Below are 19,376 nucleotides of genomic sequence, written 5' to 3'. Positions count from 1 at the left end.
TGGCAGATGAAGACCTGCGAAGGGCGGTGACCGAAGCCGGCTACCAGGTGTTGGAGGCTCCTTCGGCGGCTTCGGCGGAAGGGGGTAGGGAGGGAAAAGCGGCGGAGGATGAGGCGGAGCTTAGGATGCGGGAGGCCCGCTTCCGCCTGCTGGCGGCCTGGGGCTTCACCCTTCCGCTGATAATCTGGATGCTCCCGGAAATGTTCTGGGGGATCGCCTGGCCCAGCGAGGCCGCCTTTCGCCTGGGCATGATCCTGCTCGCCCTGCCGGTGCTGGTCTGGGTGGGCCGGGATACCTACCGGCGCGGTTTCGGGGCCCTGCGGCGGGGCTACGCCAATATGGATACTCTCATCGCGCTGGGCACGTTGGTATCCTGGCTGACCGGTCCGGCCTCTTTCTTCTTCCCCGTGGCCAGCTACGCCGGGGTGGCGGCCATGATCATGGCCTTCCACCTCACCGGCCGCTACGTGGAAGAGGTGGCCAAAGGCCGCTCCTCCCAGGCCATCCGCCGGCTGCTGGAGGTCGGGGCCAAGACCGCCCGGGTGCTCCGCAACGGGTCGGAAGTGGAAGTGCCCGTGGAAGCGGTGGCGGTGGGCGATCTTATGGTAGTGCGGCCGGGGGAGAAGATCCCCACCGACGGGGTGGTGGCGGAGGGCGAGGGCGCGGTGGACGAATCCATGGCCACCGGCGAGCCCTTACCGGTCTACAAAAAGCCGGGGGATGAAGTCATCGGCGCCACCATCAACCGGGAGGGGCTGCTTAAGGTGCGGGCCACGCGGGTGGGCCGGGATACCTTCGTGGCCCAGGTGATCCGGCTGGTGGAGGAAGCCCAGGGCTCCAAGGTGCCGGTGCAGGAGCTGGCCGACCGCATAACCGGGGTTTTCGTCCCCGTGGTGCTGATGCTGGCGGCGGCCACGCTGGTTCTCTGGCTGGCCTTTCCCCAGGGCATGTCCTGGTTTGCCCGGGCGGGGGCCTTTCTTCCCTGGGTCAACCCGAGTCTGGGCACGGTAACTTTAGCGGTAGTAGCGGCGGTGGCGGTGCTGGTCATCGCCTGCCCCTGCGCCCTGGGCCTGGCCACCCCCACGACGCTCTTGGTGGCCACGGGGCTGGGGGCGCAGCACGGCATACTCTTTCGCTCCGGGGCCGCCCTCCAGGCCCTCAAGGGGGTTAAGGCGGTGGTCTTCGACAAGACCGGCACCCTCACCCGGGGCGAGCCCGAGGTGACGGACCTGGTTCCCCTGCCGGGCGGGGACGAGGCCTCCCTCTTGCGTCTCGCCGCCTCGGCCGAGGGTGGTAGCGAGCACCCCCTGGGCCGGGCGGTGGTGAGGCGGGCCCATTCTGAGGGGCTCAGCCTGTCCGAGCCCACCGAATTCCGGGCCTTTCCCGGCAAGGGCGTGGCGGCCCGCCTGGAGGATCGCCGGGTAGTGGTGGGCTCCCGGCCGTTTCTGGAAGAGCAGGGAGTGGAGGTTGGCGAGCTCCTGCCCCGGGCGGAGGCTCTGGAGGCCGAGGGAAAGACGGTGCTGTTTGTGGCGGACCTGGACCCGCAGCCGCGGGCGCTGGGCCTGGTGGCGCTGGCCGATACCTTGAAGGAAGACGCCGCCGCCGCGGTGGCCGAGCTGCGCCGCCTGGGCCTGGCCGCGGCCCTGGTCACCGGCGATAACCGGCGTACCGCCGAGGCCGTGGCCCGCCGCCTGGGGATCGAGCGGGTAGTGGCGGAGGTGCTGCCGGACGGCAAGGTGGCGGAGATAAGGAAGCTGCGGGAGGAGTTGGGCCCGGTGGCCTTTGTGGGCGACGGCATTAACGACGCCCCCGCCTTAGCCCAGGCGGAGGTGGGCATTGCCCTCGGCACCGGCACGGACGTGGCCATCGAAGCCGGGGAGGTGACCCTGGTCCGGGGAGAGCTTTCCGGGGTGGTGGAGGCCTTAAACCTTAGCCGGGCGGCCTTCCGCAAGATCAAGCAGAACCTCTTCTGGGCCTTCTTCTACAACCTAATAATGATCCCCCTGGCGGTCGTCGGCTGGATGCACCCGCTCTTGGCCGAGGCGGCCATGGCGGTTTCTTCGGTAACGGTGGTGACCAACGCCAACCGCCTGCGCCGGGTCGACATCCGCCCCGCCTATTTCCGGCGGTAGATCCGCCTGGCCGGCCTTGCTTTCACTCGGCCGGCGGGGCAGGCATGAGAAGGGGATGACGGAGCCGGCCTGCGGCCGCCGCGAGCTGGGGTCCGGTGCTGTCGACACGGGAGGGCACCGTTCCCGCCGGGCTGGCATATTAATCCAGCGGGGAGGTGCGGCTGTGGGCTGGTGGAGGAAACAGGCCGGCCGGCGGCGAGACCGGTCCCCGCAGCCCCCGGTGGGCGTGGCGGTGCCGGAGCCGGGCGGGGAGGCCAACTGGGACGAGGTGGCCATCCGGGTGGGGGAGGTGTGCCTGCTCCTGCGGCGCCGGATCGTTCGCGACCTGCCCCACGAGGTTTCCGCCTACGTGCCCCGGGCGGAAATCCGCCACCGCCGCTACGCCGACGGCAAGCTGGTGTCCGAAGAGGAACTGGTAGTAAACAGCCTGACCATCGTTCACGCGCCCCGGCACCCTCCCGCCGGCTCCCCGCAAGAGCAGTAGCCCGCGCGACCCGGGCCCCTCGGCCCGAAAACGCCCGACGAACCGAGCATGACCCCGAATCGAATAGGAAAAGCTTGACAAGACCCCTTGAAGGATTTATCTTATTATTAAGGCAGTAAGGAGCGAAGCCGACGAACGCCGTCAAAGGACGGCAACCGGGAGGAGGAAAGCCGTGAACGTCGTCGAGGCCATTCTTTCCCGGCGAACTATCCGGGCCTTTCGGCCCGATCCGGTGGACAAGGATACCGTGATGCGGATTCTGGAGGCGGCCAACCAGGCACCCTCTTGGGCCAACACCCAGCCCTGGGAGGTCTTCGTGGCCACGGGCGAAGTCCTGGAAAGGCTGCGGGCCGGCTATCTGGCCCGGCTGGAGCAGGGAGTAGCGCCCAGGTTCGATCTGGAGCCGGTGCAGCACTGGCCGGCCGCCCACCAGAAGCGGATAGAGGCGCTCCAGGGTACGCGGTTAAAGCTCCTGGGGCTCGACCCCGAGGCCCCGGAAACCAGGCAGGCCATAGCCCGGTACAACTACTCCTTTTTCGGGGCTCCGGTGGTGGTCTATCTCTGCATGGACCGCAGCCTCAACCCGTGGTCCCTCTTCGATTTGGGGTCTTTCGCCCAGAGCCTGATGCTGGCCGCGCGGGAGTACGGGCTGGATTCCGCCCCGGCGGTCAACCTGGTAGCCTACCCGGATCTGATCCGGGCCGAGTTGGGCATTCCGGAAGAGCTGGCCGTCGTGATCGGCGTGGCCCTCGGTCGGGCCGATGCCGACGCGCTCATCAACCGCTTCCGCAGCACCCGGCGCCCCCTGGCGGAGGTGGTGCGGCTCTTCGGCTGGTAAGCCGGGCGCGGCCCGGCCGGACATGGAAAATGCCGGCGATGGAGGAGGAAATTCTGCCCTGTCCGTCGAATGTACCGGAAGGAAGGCGCCCGTATCGGTGCCGTTGCCCGACGGGCAGGGCGGAGGTGCAGGAGTTGGTAGAAGAGCGCTTTCCAGGCTTGCTCTACGCACTGGCGCTGCAGGATTTTCCGGAAAGTTTGGTTATGACCCTGGTTGTGCTCAGCTTCCTCAACTATCGCCTGCTGAGGCCCCGGACCTTCTACATTGCCCTGTTGCAGACCGCCACCAATCTGGTGCGCCTGTTGCCCGTAGTGCATACGGTGGTGTTGGTGGTTTCGTTGGCCCTATACACTTGGGCCTTTACCAGGGCACGGATGGCGCGAGTCCTTTACGCTGTCCTACTCTGCTTTGCCATCACCATCGGGACTGAGTTCTTATATTTGAAACCCCTATTGAGCGTGACCAAAATGACTTATCAGGAAGTATTTGTCAACCCCTTCTATCGGGCTCTCTTTGCCGCACCCTACGAGGCGGTGCTCCTGGCCGTGGCCCTGGCGGTCAATGCTTACAACCGGAGGCGGGGTACGTTGGTGCCGTGAAGCTGGAGTTCGTGCGGCCGGCGGCCTCCGGCCTGGCGCGGAGGCTGGAGCTGTCCCCGGCGGAAGAAGAGGTTATCCGTTACGGGCTCCAGGTGCTGGTGTATACGGCCGCAGACTGGGCGGCGGTGGCCCTGGCCGGTTGGCTGGCCGGCGCCCTGGCGGGCGCTCTGGTGGCCACGGTGGGGACGAGCACCCTGCGCCTCTTCAGCGGCGGCGCCCACAGCCGCTCGCCCCTGGTCTGCTGCCTGGTGGGAGCGGTCGTGGCCGCGGGACTGGGGCGGACGGCCCGGGAACTGGCGGATCTGCCCCCGGCGGCGATTGCGGCAATCGTGGGCGCGGCTCTGGTGTGGACGGCGGTAGTGGTGGCCACGCTGGCGCCCGTGGATACGCCCGCCCATCCCGTAAGGTCGGCGGAAAGGCGGCGCCGCCTGCGGCGGCTGTCGCTCTCGGCGCTCGTCCTGCTGGGCGTCGCGTCCCTGGCGCTGCTCCCGTGGCGCGCGGATCTGGCCTTGGCCCTCGGCGGCGGCCTCTGGTGGCAGGGCCTAACCCTTACCCGGGCCGGCCACCGGCTGGTCGCGGCCGTGGATAATCTTGCCATGGGAAAGGGGTGATAGGGTTGAAGAGGCTGTTGGCGCGCCTGCTGCCGGTAGTGGGCTCCATGCTGGCGTTGGTGGCGGTGATCGGGGTAAGACCTGCGTGTGTCATGTTGTTGTATCAGCCGGAAGTGCCCTCCGCTCTGGTGGAGGAATAAGGGGCTTCTGGAACGTCTGGGCCCCCACCGAGGAGGTGGCTGGGCCCAGACGCCTCTGGCAGGAGGGGAGGCCAGCCATGGGCAACTGGATAAAGAGAAGGGGCCGCGAGGTTTCCGACATCCTGGTAATCTTCAATGCTTTTTGTTTTCTGTTCTTTGCCTGGATGCTGGGGAGTCTCTATGGCACTCGCCTCGGTGGCAACATAGACTATCCAAGCTATGTTTCCAGCTACATTAGTCTTTTGCCATTCCTAGCCGTGGCCGCCCTGTACGTCGGTCGGAAGCTCCTGATCCAGGTTCCCTCCCTGGGAGCGCCGCGCGTGGACGAAATCCTGTTGCTGGTGGTGGTGCTTCCGCTCGCTGCGGCGCTGCTGTGGCACAGCCACGGCTACGAGGGCGCCAAGGTGGTGCTGATCGTTCCCGCCGTGGTTTCCGGCGTGGTCCTGGGGCCGGTTTGGGGAACCCTGGTGGCGGCCCTGGCCGGCAGCCTGGTTTTCTGGGTGGACTACCGGGCCCTGGGAGGCATCTCCCCCGAAGTATTCCGGGTGGACGCCATAGTCCTCGGCGTGACCGTGCTGCTGGCCTGGCTGGTGGCCAGCCTCATCCGGGTGGAGCGCCGGACCCAGGCGGAGCTGGCCACCCTGGCCGACCGCGATCCTCTCACCGGCCTGCTCAACGACCGTCGCCTCCTGGAAGCCCTGGGCCGCTCCCTGGCGGAGGCCGGCCCCCTGGGAAGTCCCGTAGCCCTGTTGCTTCTGGATCTCGACCAGTTCCGGCATTACAACGCCCGCCTGGGTTTCCAGAGGGGCGACGAGATGCTCACCCTCATGGCGGAAGTGGTTAAGCGCGCGTTACCGGCCGGAGCTTACGCCGCCCGGTCAGGTGGAGCCAGGTTTGCCGTGGTGCTCCCGAAAACGGCGAAGATGGAGGCGGTGGAAGTGGGCGAGGACCTATGTCTCCAGGCCGAACAGGTGCTCAAGGAGTACCTGGCCCGCCAGGAACCCGAGGCCCTCGTCCTGCGGCCGGCGGTGAACTACGGCCTGGCTGTTTATCCCACCGATGCCGCCGAAGCCGGGGCCCTCTACCAGGCGGCAGATGACGATCTCTTCCGCGTTAAGTACAGCCGGGGCAAGACCTACCTCTACAAGTCCATCCTGGGGCAGCTCGACACGCTACGGCGGGAGGACGCCTTCGGCGCCCTGCAGGCTTTCGTGGCCCTGGTAAACCTGCGCGACCGCTACACCTTCGGCCACTCCGAGCGGGTGGTGGTGTACACCCTGGCGCTGGCGGACAAGCTGGGTCTTTCGGAGGAAGACAAGACCGTCCTGCGCCACGCCGCTTACCTGCACGACATCGGCAAGCTGGAGGTCCCGCACGAGATCCTCACCAAGCCCGGCCGGCTGGACGACGAGGAATGGGAGGTCATGAAGCGTCACCCGGTATGGGGCAGCGAGATGCTGGGAGTTCTCCCCGCCTTCCGGCGGGCGGCGGAAGCGGTGCGCTCTCACCACGAGAACTACGACGGTTCCGGCTACCCGGACGGGCTGCAGGGAGAGAGCATAAGCCTCCTGGCCCGTATCATCAGGCTGGCGGACAGCTTTGACGCCATGACCAGCAGCCGGCCCTACCGCCGGGCCCTGACCACCTCCGAAGCCCTGCAGGAGATAATCCGCAGCGCCGGCACCCTGTACGACCCGCAGCTGGTGCCGGCTTTCGTCGGCGCGGTGCGGGAGCGCGAGCGCGCCGGGCTGCTGGCCTAAGCCTCCGCCCGCGCGGCCGCAGCCTCGTCGCGCAGCCGGAAGCGCTGGATCTTCCCGGTGGCGGTTTTCGGCAGGTCGGAAACGAACCGGATCCAGGTAGGAACCTTATAACCGGCCAGGCGGGAGCGCACGAAGGCCCTGAGCTCATCCGCCAGGGTTTCCGAGGCTGCGAAGCCCGGCTTCAGCACCACGAAGGCCATGGGTTTGAGCAGCCCGTCCCTGTCCTCCACTCCCACCACTCCGCTTTCCAGCACCGCCTCGTGCTCGATGAGCACGTTCTCTATCTCCACCGGTTCCACCCATTCTCCCCGGGACTTGAAGGCATCGTCCGACCTTCCGGCATACCAGAAGTAACCTTCTTCGTCCCGGTGCCACCGGTCGCCGGTATTGTACCACTCCCCAACGATTTGCGCCTTGGTCTTCTGGTGCTTGTTCCAGAAATACGGGGTAACGCTCTCCCCCCGCACCCACAGGGTCCCGGTTTCGCCCAGGCCCAGTTCCCGCCCACGGTCGTCCAGGATGCGCACGTCGTAGCCTTCCACCGGCTGGCCGCAGCTTCCGGGCTTTACCCGTCCCGGCCGGGAGGAAATATAGATGTGCAAAACCTCCGTGCTGCCGATTCCGTCGAGGATTTCCACCCCGAAGCGCTCTTTCCAGCGGGTGTACACCGCTGCGGGCAGGGGCTCGCCGGCGGAAACGCAGAGCCTCAGGTGGCGGAGGGGATACTTCTTCTCTATGTCCGGGATGGCCAGCGCCAGGGCGAAAAAGGTCGGCACCCCGTAAAAGAGGCTGACCCGGTTGCGCTCGGCGGCGGCCAGGAAGGGCTCGGGGCGGGGTACGTCCGGGTAGAGCACGGTGCAGCCGCCGACGTAGAAGGGAAAGATGAGCACGTTGCCCAGCCCGTACGCGTGAAAGCACTTCGAGACCGAAAGGGAAACGTCCTCGGGCGTAATTCCCAAAACCCCTTTGGCGTAGAACTCGCAGCAGTGGATCCAGTCGTGGTGAAGGTGTACCACTCCCTTGGGAAGCCCGGTGCTGCCGGAACTGTACAGCCAGAAGGCCACGTCGTCGCGGTGGGTGTCGGCGGGGTCCAGGTCCGGCGAGGCGGCGGAAAGAAGCTCGTGGAAGCCGAGGTAGCCCGGCGGGGCCGGGCCCACCACCAGGGCATGCTTGAGGTACTTGAGCTGCGGGCGGATGGATTCTATGGCGGGGAGCAGTGCCTCGGCGAGCACCAGCACCTTGGCCCGGCTGTCGTTGAGGATGTACAGGTAGTCCTGGGCGGTGAGGCGATTGTTCACCGGCACGGGCACGGCCCCGATTTTCATGGCGCCGAAGAAAGCGTAGACCAGCTCGGGAGAGTCGGGCAGGAGCAACAGGACGCGGTTCTCCATCTCTACTCCCAGGGAGAGGAGGACATTTCCGCAGCGGTTGACCATGGAATATACCCGGCCGTAGGTGATCTCCTCATCACCGTAGCGTATGGCCACCCGGTCGGCACGCCCGGCCTCCACGTGGCCGTCCACAAAGGTGGTGACCGCATTGTACCTTTCCGGCAAGTCCAGGGTGATCATGGCGAGAATCCCTCCTTAGTCTAGGCGACGAGAAGCTTGACCGGAAAGAAGCCGGACACGGCGGGCGAAGGGCACCGCCCGTGCCGGAAGAACCGCTCCCGAACCCACGCAAGGGCCGCTTTTCTCCCCTAGCGCACGAAGGCAAAGTAGAGGGCAAAAAGCACGGCCAGCGCGTACATGAGCCAGTGTACTTCCCGGGCCCGGCCCACCAGGAGGTTGACCAGGGCGTAGGCTATGAAACCTACGGACAGGCCCAGGGAAATGCTGAAGGTCAGGGGCATGAGCAGGGCGGTTAGGAAGGCCGGGAAGGCCTCGCGGAAGTTGCGGAACTCGATCTCCACCAGGCTGGCGGCCATGAGCACGCCCACGATGATCAGCGCCGGCGCGGTGGCCTGGCCGGGAACCGCCAGGGCCAGGGGTGAGAAGACCAGGGCCAGCAGGAACAGCGCTGCCACCACCAGTGAAGTCAGGCCGGTGCGGCCCCCGGCGCTCACCCCGGCGGCACTCTCCACGTAGGTGGTGGTGTTGCTGGTGCCCAGCAGGGAACCGAAGATGGTGCCCAGGGAGTCGGCGAACAGGGCCCGGTTGCCGCGCTTGAGCCGTCCCTGCTCGTCGATCATACCGGTCCTGCCGGCCACGCCCACGAAGGTGCCGATGGTATCGAAGAGGTCGGCGAAGAACAGGGAGAAGATGGTGGGGAGCAGCGCGACCTTGAGCGCCCCCACCACGTCCAGCTTGAACAGGGTGGGGTCAAGACTGGGAGGCAGGCTCATGACCGCCTCCGGGACCTTGGTAGCGCCCATGGGTATACCGATCAGGGCGGTGATGATTATTCCCAGGATGATACCGCCTTTGACCTGCCGGGCCACCAGCACGGCGGTGATGACCAGGCCTATGGTGGCCAGGAGTACGCCGGGATCGCGGAAGTTGCCCAGGTCGACCAGGGTATTGGGGTTATCCACGATGATTCCCGCGTTCTTGAAGCCGATAAAGGCGATGAACATGCCGATGCCGGCTCCCACCGCGTGCTTGAGCGGGGCGGGAATGGCCTTGATAAGAAGCTCGCGCAGTCCGGTCAGGGTGACGATTACCGCCACCACGCCGGAGAGGAACACCGCTCCCAGGGCCACGGTCCAGGGCAGCCCCATGGCGCCGCACATCACGTAGGCGAAAAAGCTGTTCAGGCCCATACCCGGCGCCAGCGCAAAGGGGTAGTTGGCATACAGCCCCATGAAGGCGGTAGAGATGACCGTGGCCAGGATGGTGGCCACGAACACCGCACCCTGGTTCAGACCCGCGTCTTTTAGGATCAACGGGTTAACCAGGATAATGTAGGCCATGGTAACAAAGGTAGTGAGCCCCGCCAATACCTCGGTGCGGACGTTGGTACCATTCTCCGCCAGGTGGAACCATCTTTCCCACAGACCTTCTGCACTTACTGCCGCCGTTTCGCCTTCTCTCGACACTTGCCACCCTCCTCGTGTCAATATCCTACCCAGTTCGTCTCTAATTCTGCTTTGCCCCAGGCAATTCCTTCCCGCTTGCCGGGCAGAAGACCCGAAGGACTCCGGCCGGGCGGGGGCCGGACTACGAGCGGTCGAAGTAACCTCCCTGAATGCCGGTTTTTTGGCGACCGCGCCCGCGGGGAAGGCACCAGGGGTCTTCCACATCCTGGGGACAGGAGTTATATTAGAAACGTCCAAATCGTTCCCGGTAGAGAAAGGAGAGGGTAGCAGGATGAAGGTGGTAGGAGTTGTAGGCAGCCCGCGCCGGGGTGCCAACTGCGAGACCCTGGTACAAAAGGTGCTGGAGGGAGCCGCCGCGGCGGGAGCCCAGACGGAATGTTTCATTCTGAACGAGATGAACGTCCGCGGCTGCCAGGCCTGCAACTACTGCAAGGAGCACAATCGCTGCCGGCAGGAGGACGACATGCAGCGGATCCTGGACGCGCTCCTGGGCTGCGACGGCCTGGTTCTGGGCACTCCGGTGTACATCGACTACGTGAGCGCCCAGACCAAGCTCTTCATGGACCGGCTCTTCGTCTTCCTCCGGCCCGGAGTGGGGAGCACCTTCCCCAGGGGCAAGAAGATGGTCATGGTATACTCGCAGGGCATGGGAGAGAGCCGGCAGATGGTCGAAGACGTGGCCCGGCACGTGGCCCGGGCGCTGAACATGGAGCTCAAGGGAGTTGTGGGCGGCAACCAGATGAACGATCCCAACACGGTGAAGAGCCGCCCGGCCCTGCTGGAGGAGGCGTTCCGCCTGGGCAAGGAACTCCTGGCCTAGAAAGGCGGAACCGGTTCCCGCAGCCACCCCGGCGGCGCGCCCCGGCACCGACCGGCCGCGCCGCCGGCTGCGCACCCTGCCCGGTTGGGCCTCCTGAGGGCGGTGCCGGGCCCTCGGAGCGTCGAATTGCCTCGAGAAGGAGGTTGCCGCGAGCGCAGGGAAGAAATTTGGCGCCTGGAAGCCGCCCAAAGCAGGGTTTTGGCGGGTGTGCGCCGAAAGAATCTCGCCTGTTTGCGGGCAGCGCAGGGGAGGGCGAGCATGTCGGCAAAAGCCACACCCGACCTAAAGGTAGGCATCGGCTTCGGCGACCACCCGGAGCCGGAGCCGGCGGTCCGGATCGCCCTGGAGCAGGCGCTGGCTTCCGCCGGACCGCCGGTCCTGACCGTAGTACTGGTGGCGGGCGAATACAATCCGGAGGCAATCCGAGCCGCCGTCTGCAGCCTCCTGGGCGATCGGCCGTTCGTGGGTACCTGGGCGGCGGGTATAATCATCGGTTTCAAGGTCCATGACCGGGGGGTAGGGGTTCTGACCCTTGGGGGAGGAGCGGTCGATGCCGCCACTTACCTGGAACCGGGTGCGGCCGAGGATCCGTTCCGCAAGGGCGTGGAGGCCGGTCGGGCGCTGGCGGCCGCAGCTGCGGCCGGGGGGAGGCCGGGCACGGTGCTTGTTTTTCCGGACGCCCGCTGCGCTAACGTTTCCGAACTGCTGCGGGGCCTGTACGACGCCCTGGGGCCGGACTACGCCTACCTCGGCGGCGGCAGCGGAGACCACCGGCGGCTGCCCTGCGGCTTTCAGTTTACCCAGGCCGGGTGGGCGAGCGGGGCCGCGGCTGTGGCCCTGCTCGGCGGGCTGCGGACAAGCCAGGGGCTGGAGCACGGCTGGATTCCCACCGGGGAGCCGCTGGCCGTAACCAGAGCCGAGGGTCGGCGGGTCTACGAAATCGACGGCCTGCCGGCATTGGTGCGCTACACCGAGGTGGTGGAGGGATGCACCCGCGAAGCCTTCCCCTGGTGGGGGATGCGCTATCCCCTGGGCCTTCCCGCCGTGGGAGGGGAATTCATCATCCGCGATCCGGTGGAGGCGGGAGAGGACGGGAGCCTACTATTTGTGGCCGAGGTCCCGGAGAACAGCATCGCCACGGTAATGAAGGCCGATGCCGCAGGGATTGTGGCTGCGGCCCGGCGGGCGGTGCGGACGGCCCTGGCGGCTTCTCCGGGCCCGAGATTGCTTCTGGTTTTGGATTGCGTGTCCCGCCTGCGGCTGTTGGGCCAGGAGGCACAGAGGGAAATCGCCGCCGTGGCGGAGCAGGTGGGGCCGGGCCTGCCGGTTTTCGGCATGCTTACCTTCGGTGAAATCAGCAGCCTCTGCGGGGTGCCCCTGTTTTACAACAAGACCGTGATAGCGGCGGCGGGGTGGTAGGGCGGTGGGTTTCGACCTTTGGGAATTACTTGCCATTTATGAGCTGGCCAGCTTTTCTTTTCCCCCTACCTATCAGGATTTGGTGCGGGAAGCGGTGGAAAAGGGAGCCCGGATATTGGGCCTTCGCCGACTGGCCATAACCTTGGAGGATAACGGGAGGGCGGTCGACCTGGGGCACTGGGGCTTCGCGGGCCGCGCTCCTACGCCGGAACAAATCCGACAGGTAGGGGAAGAGGCCCTGGTCCACGCGATGTCCCGCGGGGTGAAGGGGATGGTATACCTGGAGCCGGCCCACCGGCCGTCGGCCCGGGAACGGCGGCTCTTAAAGCTCTTCGCCCGTCGCCTGGAGGACGTGATCGCGGTAAAGGAGATGGAGCGGAAAACCCGGCAGTCGGAGCGGGCTTTCCGCGCCATCCTTAATAACGTACAGGAAGCGGTTTTCATTTTCGAGCCCGGCGGCCGGGTCCTGGAGATAAACCGCTCGGTGTTGCGGCTGTACCGGCTGGCCGACCGGGAGGGGGCTTTGGGCCGGTGCTTCTGGCAGGATTATTCCGGCCCCGGCTGCCCTCGGGAGGACGTGGACCGATGGTGGGCGGAGGAGGCGGAGGAGGAGAGCCTCTACCTGGAATGGCCGGCCCGGCGCCCGGCCGACGGGTCTACCTTCGACGCTGAGGTCTACTTTACCAAGATGGTCTTCTCCGGCCGGGAGGCCCTGCTGGCCACGGTGAGGGACGTGAGTGAGCGTCGGCGCCGCGAGGACCTCCTGCGCAGCACCTTCGAGCACACGCCCATCGGCATGTACATAGTCAGCGGAGGCAAGTTCGAGACGGTAAATCCCCAGTTCGAGCAGCTTTCCGGCTACACGCTGGAGGAATTGGTCGGCCGGGACTCTCTGAGCCTGGTTTTTCCCGAAGACCGGGAGAAGGTGCGTCAGGAGGCGGTGCGCATGCTCAAAGGCGGCGAGGCCCGGCCTTACGAGTTCCGGCTGGTCACCAAGGGCGGCGGCCTGCGCTGGGTAGAAGAAACCGTCGCTTCCTGGGAGCACGAGGGCCGGAGGGTTACCCTGGGCAGCGTGATCGACGTCACCGAGAAAAAGCGCTTCGCGGAAAGGCTGGAGTACATAAGCCTTCACGATCAGCTTACCGGTCTCTACAACCGGGCTCACTTCGAGGAACAGCTTGGTCGGTTGGCTCGGCCGGAAGACTTCCCGGTGAGCGTGATCATGGCCGACGTGAACGGGCTGAAGCTGGTCAACGACAGTCTGGGCCACCACCGGGGGGACGAGCTCTTGGTGGCCTGTGCCCGGATTCTGCAGCACACGCTCCGGCGCTCGGACGTGGTGGCCCGGGTAGGGGGAGACGAGTTCGTGGCCCTTCTGCCCAACACCGACGAGGCCACCGGAGCGGCAATAGTAAGGCGGTTGCAGGCGGCAATAGAGGAATACAACCGACGGCATACCGATCTGCCCTTAAGCGTCTCATTTGGGCTGGCTACGGCGCATACGCCGGGAGAATCGCTGCGGCAAGCCTATCGTCAGGCCGACGACCGGATGTACCGGGAGAAGCTCTCCCAGGGAACCAATGCCCGCAACCAGATCGTGGATGCTCTGCTGGCGGCGCTGGCAGAGCGGGATCGTTTCGCCGAGGGCCACGCCCGCCGCCTGGCCTACTGGTGCCGGCTCCTGGCGGAACGCCTGGGGCTACCCGCACGGCAGAAGGACGACCTGGCCCTCCTGGCCCAGGTGCACGACATAGGCAAGGTGGGCATTCCGGACACGGTGCTGCTTAAGCCCGGGCTTCTCGGCGAGGACGAATGGAAGGTTATCCGCCAGCACCCGGAAAAGGGCTACCGCATCGCCCTGGCCACTCCGGAACTGGCCGGAGTGGCGGACCTTATCCTCAAGCACCACGAGCGATGGGACGGTTCGGGCTACCCGTTGGGGCTGAAGGAGCAGGAGATCCCCCTCGAATGCCGTCTCCTGGCGATTGTGGACGCCTTTGACGCCATGACCAGCGATCGTCCCTACCGGAAGGCCAAGAGCGTGGCCGAAGCCGTCGAGGAGATCCGCCGCTGCGCGGGCACCCAGTTTGACCCCGACCTGGCGGCGCTTTTCTTAGAGGTGCTCTCCGAGCGGGGATGGACGGAGGTAGCCGCCGAGGCCGAGAGGGGGGCGCCGGCGGCGAAATCTAGGCCTCAGGAGAGAGGACAGATCAGCTGTGCGTCTGGCTTGCAGATAAGCTGAGGGGCCCCGTTACCGCACGGGGCCCCCTGCTTGGCTACTTCCCTACTCCTGATACGGAATGATCGGCTCCACCCGGCAGAGCAGGGCCTTGAAGTCGGGATAGCCGGTGATGGGGTCGCGGTCCTGCATGTCGGTGAGCAGGTTGACGTTGGCCTGCGCCCAGCCGTGAGGCAGGCTCACGATGCCCGGCAGCATGTCCGGGGTGGTCTTTACCCGCACCCGGAGGCTGCCATTGCGGGTGGAGAGCTTGGCCCAGTCGCCGTCGGCCAGGCCGTAGCGGCCGGCCGTGGCCGGGTGCATCTCCGCGAAGGGCTCGGGTCTGGCGCTGCGCAGCCCGGGTATGTGCCGCATCTGGGTGTGGGTGAACTCCTGGGTGCGCGCGCCGCTGATGAGGATGAGCGGGAACTGCTTGGCCAGCTCGGGGGTGCTTACCGGGCTCTGGGCGGGTTCCACGTACTTGGGCAGGGGATCGTAGCCGTGCTCCTCCAGGGTCTTGGAGTAGATCTCGAACTTGCCGCTGGGAGTGTAGACCTTCTTGGTCTTGTAGGCGTAGTACTCCTTGGTCTTGTCTGCGTAGTACGCGCCGATTTCCGCCTCTTTGAGCTGCTGCAGCACCCCGCTGGGCTCGAGCAGGTGATCGATCACTTCCTCCTCGGTCTTCCAGGGGAAGTACTCTTCCAGGCCCAGGCGCTTCGCGATCTCGGTCCAGATCCACCAGTCGGGCCGGGACTCGCCCACCGGCTCGATTACCTGGCGGTGCAGCATGGCGTAGGTCTCGCCGTGCACCACGCCGTATACGTAGCCGACGCCGCCCTTCTCCAGGAAGGTGCAGGCCGGCAGCACCACGTCGGCGAGTTCCGCGGTCTCGGTCATGAAGGGGTCGATTACTGCCATGAAGTCCTGGGACTTGAAGGCTTCGGTGAAGGCCTGGGCGTCGGGGAAGGACACCACCGGGTTGGCCGCGGCCACGATGCTGGCCCGGATGGGATAGGGCTTGCCCTCCAGCGCCGCCTGGGGGAAGAGGGTGGCGATGCCGTAGGGCGATACCCGGCCCCAGAGCTCGTAGAACAGCGGGTACTGGTCGGCGCCGATGGGCTTCTCCTCGATGGGGATGCGCAGGTCGGCCAGCCGGATGTAGGGGATGGTCACCCAGCTTCCGGGCTTGTCGATGTTGCCGGTCACGATCTGGAGGATGGAGAGCAAACGGGAGTTCTGCAGCCCGTTCACGTGCTGGTCCAGGGTGTTGATGCCCTGGACGATGCAGGCCGGGCTGGCCTGGGCGTAGATGCGGGCGCAGGCCTTGATGTCCGAAGCCGGCACCCAGGTTACCTGCTCCGCCCACTCCGGGGTGTACTGCTGCACGTGCTGCTTCAGTTCCTCGAAGCCCACGGTGTAGTTCTCAACGAACTCGCGGTCGTAGAGGCCTTCATTGATGATAACGTTCAGCATGGCCAGGCCGATGGCCGCGTCCGTGCCCGGCCGCGGTGCCAGCTGCAGCGCCTTCTCCGACAGCCGGATGCGGCGCGGGTTGATCACGATGAGGGTGGTTTCCTTCTTGTCCACCTGCTCGCGGATCATGTCCGCCAGCATGCCCTTGGAGCCGTCGGGGTTGTGGCCCCAGAGGACGATGCACTTCGCCCCTCTCGGGCTGTCCATGGGGTAGCGGCCGAAGGTCATCTGCCGGGCCAGGATGCGCGTGCGGTAGCAGATGTTCTCCACCGAGAGCAGGTTGGGGGTGCCGAACGCGCCCTTGAAACGCTGGGCAAAAGCCGCCACCTCGATGTTCTCTACCCCTACCGAGCCGCAGAAGATGGCCAGCGACCTGGCCCCGTACTTCTCCTTCACCTTGGCCAGCTGCTCGGCGGTGAAGTCCAGGGCTTCATCCCAGCTCACCCGCCGCCAGCCGCCGTCGGTGCGGCGCATGGGGTAGAGCAAGCGGTTGGGGGAGTAGACGTACTCCGGCAGGTTGGCTCCCCGGGGGCAAATGTAGCCCTTGCTTATGGGGTGCTCAGGTAGGCCCTGCACCTCGACCAGCCTGCCGTCTTCCACCCGGGCCTTAATCCCGCAGTCCCAAACGCACAACATGCAGTCGCTGATGACCGTTTTGCTAGCCATTGGCGCTCCTCCTCGCAGCGGTTTCTGCGGCGGCCGGCAAGAAAAGGGACCAGGGGCGGGTTTCCGCCGCGAAACTCCTCCTTTGGAACATAAATATACCATAAGCATGACGAAGTAAGTGTTAATTAAATTACCGACAATAGGTAGCAAAGACTACGCAAGAATTTTAGCCGCACCGGTAGCAGGTGTTAGCAGGAGACGGTTGCCCGACGACGAATAGAAAACAACAGGGTAAATAAGCGAAAGATTTCACATGCACTTTTTCACGGGGGTTAGGAGGGTCTGGCTCGCTAGAGTTCCGTTTCTCCCTCAAGCGCGGAGAGTTCCGCGCCGCCGGAGACGCGGCGACGCATGTCCGCCGAACCTTGCACCAGGCCGGGTTGCCCCCGGATTTGGCCCGGCGGGTAGGAGTGGCGGTCTTTGAGGCCGCCCTGAACATCGTCATTCACGCCTACACGGGCGAGGTATGGGTTAGGGCCCGGCCGGGTCAGCTAGAAGTGGAAGCAGTGGACCGGGGGCCGGGCATAGCCGATATTGAGTTGGCCATGCAGGAGGGTTACAGCACCGCCCCCCCGGAGGTACGGGAAATGGGCTACGGCTCGGGTATGGGTTTGCCCAACATCGCCCGGAGCGCGGACGACTTAGAGGTGACTTCGGTAGAGGGTGAGGGCACTACCGTCCGCGCCCGTTTTTTCTGGGAGACGGGGACGCGATCACAGTGACCGCCTACTTTCATTCCGTTCGGCTGGACCGCGACAAGTGCAAAGGCTGCACCAACTGCATCAAGCATTGCCCGACGGAGGCCATCCGGGTCAGGGAAGGCAAGGCGCGGATCACCGAAGAGCGGTGCATAGACTGCGGCGAGTGTATCCGGGTCTGCCCCAACCATGCCAAGGTGGCTTCGGGCGACGCCCTGGAAGACATCCGCCGGTTTACCTACCCGGTCGCCCTCCCGGCTCCCTCGCTTTACTCCCAGTTTCCCGGACGGGGGATAGACCGGGTGCTCGGCGGCCTCGTGGGGCTGGGGTTTGCGGCGGTATTCGAAGTGGCCCTGGCCGCCGAGGTGGTTTCCTGGGCGACCGGGCGGTTTCTGGCCGAGTACACCGGGCTCCGGCCCTTGATCTCCAGCGCTTGCCCGGCGGTGGTGAGCCTCATCCAGGTGCGGTTCCCCGCCCTGACCGAACAGGTTTCGCCCGTGGAGCCGCCGGTGAACCTGGCCGCCCGTCTGGCGCGCTTGGAGGCCTACGAGCAGGGCCGCTCCAAAGAGGAAGTGGGAGTTTTCTTCCTTTCTCCCTGCCCCGCCAAGATCACCGCCGCCCGGCAGGCCCAGGCGGCGGGCGAGGCCGTACTGGACGGGGTAGTCCCCGTGGCCTCGGTCTACGCCGAACTCCGGGCCGCCATAAAGCGTGCGGACCCGCTGCCTCCCCGGGCCGGCCGGGCCGGCGTCGGTTGGGGAAGGAGCGGCGGCGAAGGGGCGGCGCTGGGCGAGGCAAGGGTGCTGCGGGTGGACGGCATCCACCACGTGATCGGCGTTCTGGAAGCGATCGAGAGAGGAGAGCTGGAGGGGTTCGACTTCGTGGAGGCCCAGGCTTGCCCGGGCGGTTGCGTGGGCGGGGCGCTGATGGTGCAGAATCCCTTTGTTGCCGGCGAGGCCCTGCGGAATCTCCTGGGGCAGTTGCCGCCCGCCGGTCTGGCGGAAGCCGAGCTGGCTACCCTGGCCGAGCGCGGCCAATGGCGGTCCCGGCATAAGCTCGAGCCTCGTCCGGTCTTCCGCCTGGCCCCGGACGCCGAGACCGGTCTGGTTAAGGTGCGTCAGGTGGAAGAGACCCTGGCCACGCTGCCGGGACTGGACTGCGGGGCCTGCGGTTCCCCTACCTGCCGGGCTTTGGCCGAGGACCTGGTGCAGGGAGAGGCCGCGGAAACGGACTGCATTTTCCTGCTCCGGGAAAAGGTGCGGGTGCTGGCCGAAGAGGTGGCCGATTTGGCCAGGAAGTTGCCGCCGCCGCTGGCGGGGCCGGAAAGGAGTAACAACGGGGAATGACGGTTGCGGAAATCGCCCAAGCCCTCGGGCTGCGCCTGCTGGCCGGGGCCGGGGGACTGGACCGAGAGGTTAGGTACGGCTACGCATCGGATTTGCTGAGCGACGTGGTGGCGCGGGCGCCAAAGGGCTGCCTGTGGCTGACCCTGCAGACCCACGAGAACGTGGTGGCGGTGGCCCTGCTGGTAGACGCCGCCGGGGTGGTAATCACCGGGGGCCGGGAACCGGGGGCAAACATCTGCTCCCGCGCGGAGGCCGAGGGGCTTCCCCTGTTTGCCTCGCCCGCCTCTACCTTTGAGCTCAGCGGGCGCCTTTACGCTTTACTGGCCGGAGAGAAGCGGGGCGCCTGACCCGGGCCATGCGCTGGTATGCGGCCGACCTCCACCTGCACACCGCCCTGTCGCCCTGCGCCGCGGAAGATATGACGCCGCTGAAGATCCTGGCCGCGGCCCGGCGCGCAGGATTGGACCTCATAGCGGTAACCGATCATAACAGCGCCGGCAACGTCGCAGCGGTGCAGGAGGCCTCCTTCCGGGAGGGCGGCCCGGCGGTCCTGGCGGGAATGGAGGTACAGACCCGGGAGGAGGTGCACGTGGTCTGCCTCTTCGGGGGGGTTGAGGAGGCTCTGGCCTTGGAGAGGGTAGTCTTCGCGCACCTGCCTCCGCTCGGCAACCGCGAAGACCTGTTCGGACCGCAGATCCTGCTCTCCGGCCGGGACGAGGAGATCGGCCGGGAGGAACGCCTGCTGCTCCAGAGCACCGATCTGGCCCTGGAGGAAGTGGTAGAGCGGGTGGAGCGGCTGGGAGGCGTCGCTATCCCCGCCCACGTGGACCGGCCGGCCTACGGTCTGCTGGGGGTGCTGGGAGTACTTCCCCCGCGGCTTGCGGTGCCGGCCCTGGAGATCAGCCGGCCCGAGCGCAGGGACGAGGTGAGGCGCGCGCTGGGAGGAAGCGATATCACCCTGATTTGCTCCTCCGACGCCCACTACCTGTCCGATATCGGGCGCTGCCGCACCCGGTTCTTCCTTAAGGAACCTGCCCTGGCCGAGGTCCGTCTGGCTCTGGCCGGGGAGGGCGGCCGGAGGGCGGTGATAGATGGCTAGCCGGTCAGACGGGCTAAGGCCCGAGTTGGCCCTCGGTTT

At 66.2% G+C, this 19,376-nt stretch carries 16 protein-coding genes and 2 pseudogenes; 15 read left to right on the top strand and 3 right to left on the bottom strand.

Annotation, left to right across the window (positions count from 1 at the left end; genetic code table 11):
- The first annotated feature begins 338 nt into the window (after positions 1-338).
- The 7 genes from NUV99_04120 to NUV99_04090 all read left to right on the top strand — a co-directional run bounded on the left by NUV99_04120 (position 339) and on the right by NUV99_04090 (position 6,564).
- A complete protein-coding gene (locus NUV99_04120) occupies positions 339-2,132 on the top strand; it encodes a copper-translocating P-type ATPase (protein ID MCR4419311.1) in 1,794 nt (597 codons plus the stop codon).
- A gap of 163 nt (positions 2,133-2,295) precedes the next feature.
- Entirely contained in the window at positions 2,296-2,616 is a 321-nt protein-coding gene (locus NUV99_04115; protein MCR4419310.1) for a hypothetical protein, read from the top strand.
- A gap of 172 nt (positions 2,617-2,788) precedes the next feature.
- Entirely contained in the window at positions 2,789-3,454 is a 666-nt protein-coding gene (locus tag NUV99_04110) for a nitroreductase (protein MCR4419309.1), read from the top strand.
- A 125-nt stretch (positions 3,455-3,579) separates the two neighbouring features.
- On the top strand, positions 3,580-4,053 hold the full coding sequence (locus NUV99_04105; GenBank protein MCR4419308.1) for a hypothetical protein: 474 nt from the start codon (positions 3,580-3,582) through the stop codon (positions 4,051-4,053).
- Positions 4,050-4,664, top strand: a complete 615-nt coding sequence (locus tag NUV99_04100; GenBank protein ID MCR4419307.1) for an accessory gene regulator B family protein — start codon at positions 4,050-4,052, stop codon at positions 4,662-4,664. Before NUV99_04105 ends, NUV99_04100 begins: the two co-directional genes overlap by 4 nt.
- 5 nt (positions 4,665-4,669) lie before the next feature.
- Complete coding sequence (locus tag NUV99_04095; protein MCR4419306.1) at positions 4,670-4,804, top strand: cyclic lactone autoinducer peptide; 135 nt, start codon at positions 4,670-4,672, stop codon at positions 4,802-4,804.
- A gap of 77 nt (positions 4,805-4,881) precedes the next feature.
- Positions 4,882-6,564, top strand: coding sequence for a diguanylate cyclase (locus NUV99_04090; GenBank protein ID MCR4419305.1), 1,683 nt, complete (start codon positions 4,882-4,884; stop codon positions 6,562-6,564).
- Here the strand turns inward: NUV99_04090 and NUV99_04085 are convergent.
- Together NUV99_04085 and NUV99_04080 are read right to left on the bottom strand one after the other, a co-directional pair.
- Positions 6,561-8,135 carry a benzoate-CoA ligase family protein gene (locus tag NUV99_04085; protein MCR4419304.1) on the bottom strand — a complete coding sequence of 525 codons (1,575 nt, stop codon included), beginning with the start codon at positions 8,133-8,135 and terminating at the stop codon, positions 6,561-6,563. The genes NUV99_04090 and NUV99_04085 overlap by 4 nt on opposite strands.
- A gap of 128 nt (positions 8,136-8,263) precedes the next feature.
- A complete protein-coding gene (locus NUV99_04080) occupies positions 8,264-9,601 on the bottom strand; it encodes an NCS2 family permease (GenBank protein MCR4419303.1) in 1,338 nt (445 codons plus the stop codon).
- 271 nt (positions 9,602-9,872) lie between these two features.
- Here NUV99_04080 and NUV99_04075 point away from each other — a divergent pair, with 271 nt between their 5' ends.
- The 3 genes from NUV99_04075 (at position 9,873) to NUV99_04065 (ending at position 14,082) form a co-directional block, all read left to right on the top strand.
- Positions 9,873-10,421: a flavodoxin family protein gene (locus NUV99_04075; protein ID MCR4419302.1), complete on the top strand. Its 549-nt coding sequence runs from the start codon at positions 9,873-9,875 to the stop codon at positions 10,419-10,421.
- Between the two features lie 258 nt (positions 10,422-10,679).
- On the top strand, positions 10,680-11,840 hold the full coding sequence (locus tag NUV99_04070) for an FIST C-terminal domain-containing protein (GenBank protein MCR4419301.1): 1,161 nt from the start codon (positions 10,680-10,682) through the stop codon (positions 11,838-11,840).
- Positions 11,841-11,844: 4 nt separating this feature from the next.
- Entirely contained in the window at positions 11,845-14,082 is a 2,238-nt protein-coding gene (locus NUV99_04065) for a diguanylate cyclase (protein MCR4419300.1), read from the top strand.
- A gap of 42 nt (positions 14,083-14,124) precedes the next feature.
- Here NUV99_04065 and NUV99_04060 read toward each other — a convergent pair whose 3' ends face one another.
- Complete coding sequence (locus tag NUV99_04060; GenBank protein MCR4419299.1) at positions 14,125-16,197, bottom strand: molybdopterin-dependent oxidoreductase; 2,073 nt, start codon at positions 16,195-16,197, stop codon at positions 14,125-14,127.
- Between the two features lie 356 nt (positions 16,198-16,553).
- On the opposite strand from NUV99_04060, the pseudogene NUV99_04055 reads away from it, so the two are divergent.
- The 5 genes and pseudogenes from NUV99_04055 to NUV99_04035 all read left to right on the top strand — a co-directional run bounded on the left by NUV99_04055 (position 16,554) and on the right by NUV99_04035 (position 19,337).
- Positions 16,554-16,919: pseudogene (locus tag NUV99_04055) on the top strand (ATP-binding protein).
- Positions 16,916-17,755, top strand: a pseudogene (locus tag NUV99_04050) (4Fe-4S binding protein). The pseudogenes NUV99_04055 and NUV99_04050 overlap by 4 nt, the downstream one beginning before the upstream one ends.
- A 317-nt stretch (positions 17,756-18,072) precedes the next feature.
- Positions 18,073-18,225 carry a hypothetical protein gene (locus NUV99_04045; GenBank protein ID MCR4419298.1) on the top strand — a complete coding sequence of 51 codons (153 nt, stop codon included), beginning with the start codon at positions 18,073-18,075 and terminating at the stop codon, positions 18,223-18,225.
- A 9-nt stretch (positions 18,226-18,234) separates the two neighbouring features.
- Positions 18,235-18,585: a DRTGG domain-containing protein gene (locus tag NUV99_04040; GenBank protein ID MCR4419297.1), complete on the top strand. Its 351-nt coding sequence runs from the start codon at positions 18,235-18,237 to the stop codon at positions 18,583-18,585.
- An 8-nt stretch (positions 18,586-18,593) separates the two neighbouring features.
- Positions 18,594-19,337: a PHP domain-containing protein gene (locus tag NUV99_04035; protein MCR4419296.1), complete on the top strand. Its 744-nt coding sequence runs from the start codon at positions 18,594-18,596 to the stop codon at positions 19,335-19,337.
- Positions 19,338-19,376 lie beyond the last annotated feature (39 nt).

Source organism: Clostridia bacterium (genome assembly GCA_024653205.1).
Taxonomy (GTDB): domain Bacteria; phylum Bacillota; class DSM-521; order Neomoorellales; family SLTJ01; genus JANLFO01.
Note: the sequence above shows the minus strand (reverse complement) of the source record. Positions and strands in the feature narration are given on the sequence as shown.

Excerpts from the sequence above, each read along its gene's own strand:
- NUV99_04120 (MCR4419311.1), top strand. The coding sequence starts at position 339 with ATGGATACTCTCATCGCGCTGGGCACGTTGGTATCCTGGCTGACCGGT.
- NUV99_04090 (MCR4419305.1), top strand. The coding sequence starts at position 4,882 with ATGGGCAACTGGATAAAGAGAAGGGGCCGCGAGGTTTCCGACATCCTG.
- NUV99_04085 (MCR4419304.1), bottom strand. The coding sequence starts at position 8,135 with ATGATCACCCTGGACTTGCCGGAAAGGTACAATGCGGTCACCACCTTT.
- NUV99_04075 (MCR4419302.1), top strand. The coding sequence starts at position 9,873 with ATGAAGGTGGTAGGAGTTGTAGGCAGCCCGCGCCGGGGTGCCAACTGC.
- NUV99_04070 (MCR4419301.1), top strand. The coding sequence starts at position 10,680 with ATGTCGGCAAAAGCCACACCCGACCTAAAGGTAGGCATCGGCTTCGGC.
- NUV99_04060 (MCR4419299.1), bottom strand. The coding sequence starts at position 16,197 with ATGGCTAGCAAAACGGTCATCAGCGACTGCATGTTGTGCGTTTGGGAC.
- NUV99_04040 (MCR4419297.1), top strand. The coding sequence starts at position 18,235 with ATGACGGTTGCGGAAATCGCCCAAGCCCTCGGGCTGCGCCTGCTGGCC.
- NUV99_04035 (MCR4419296.1), top strand. The coding sequence starts at position 18,594 with ATGCGCTGGTATGCGGCCGACCTCCACCTGCACACCGCCCTGTCGCCC.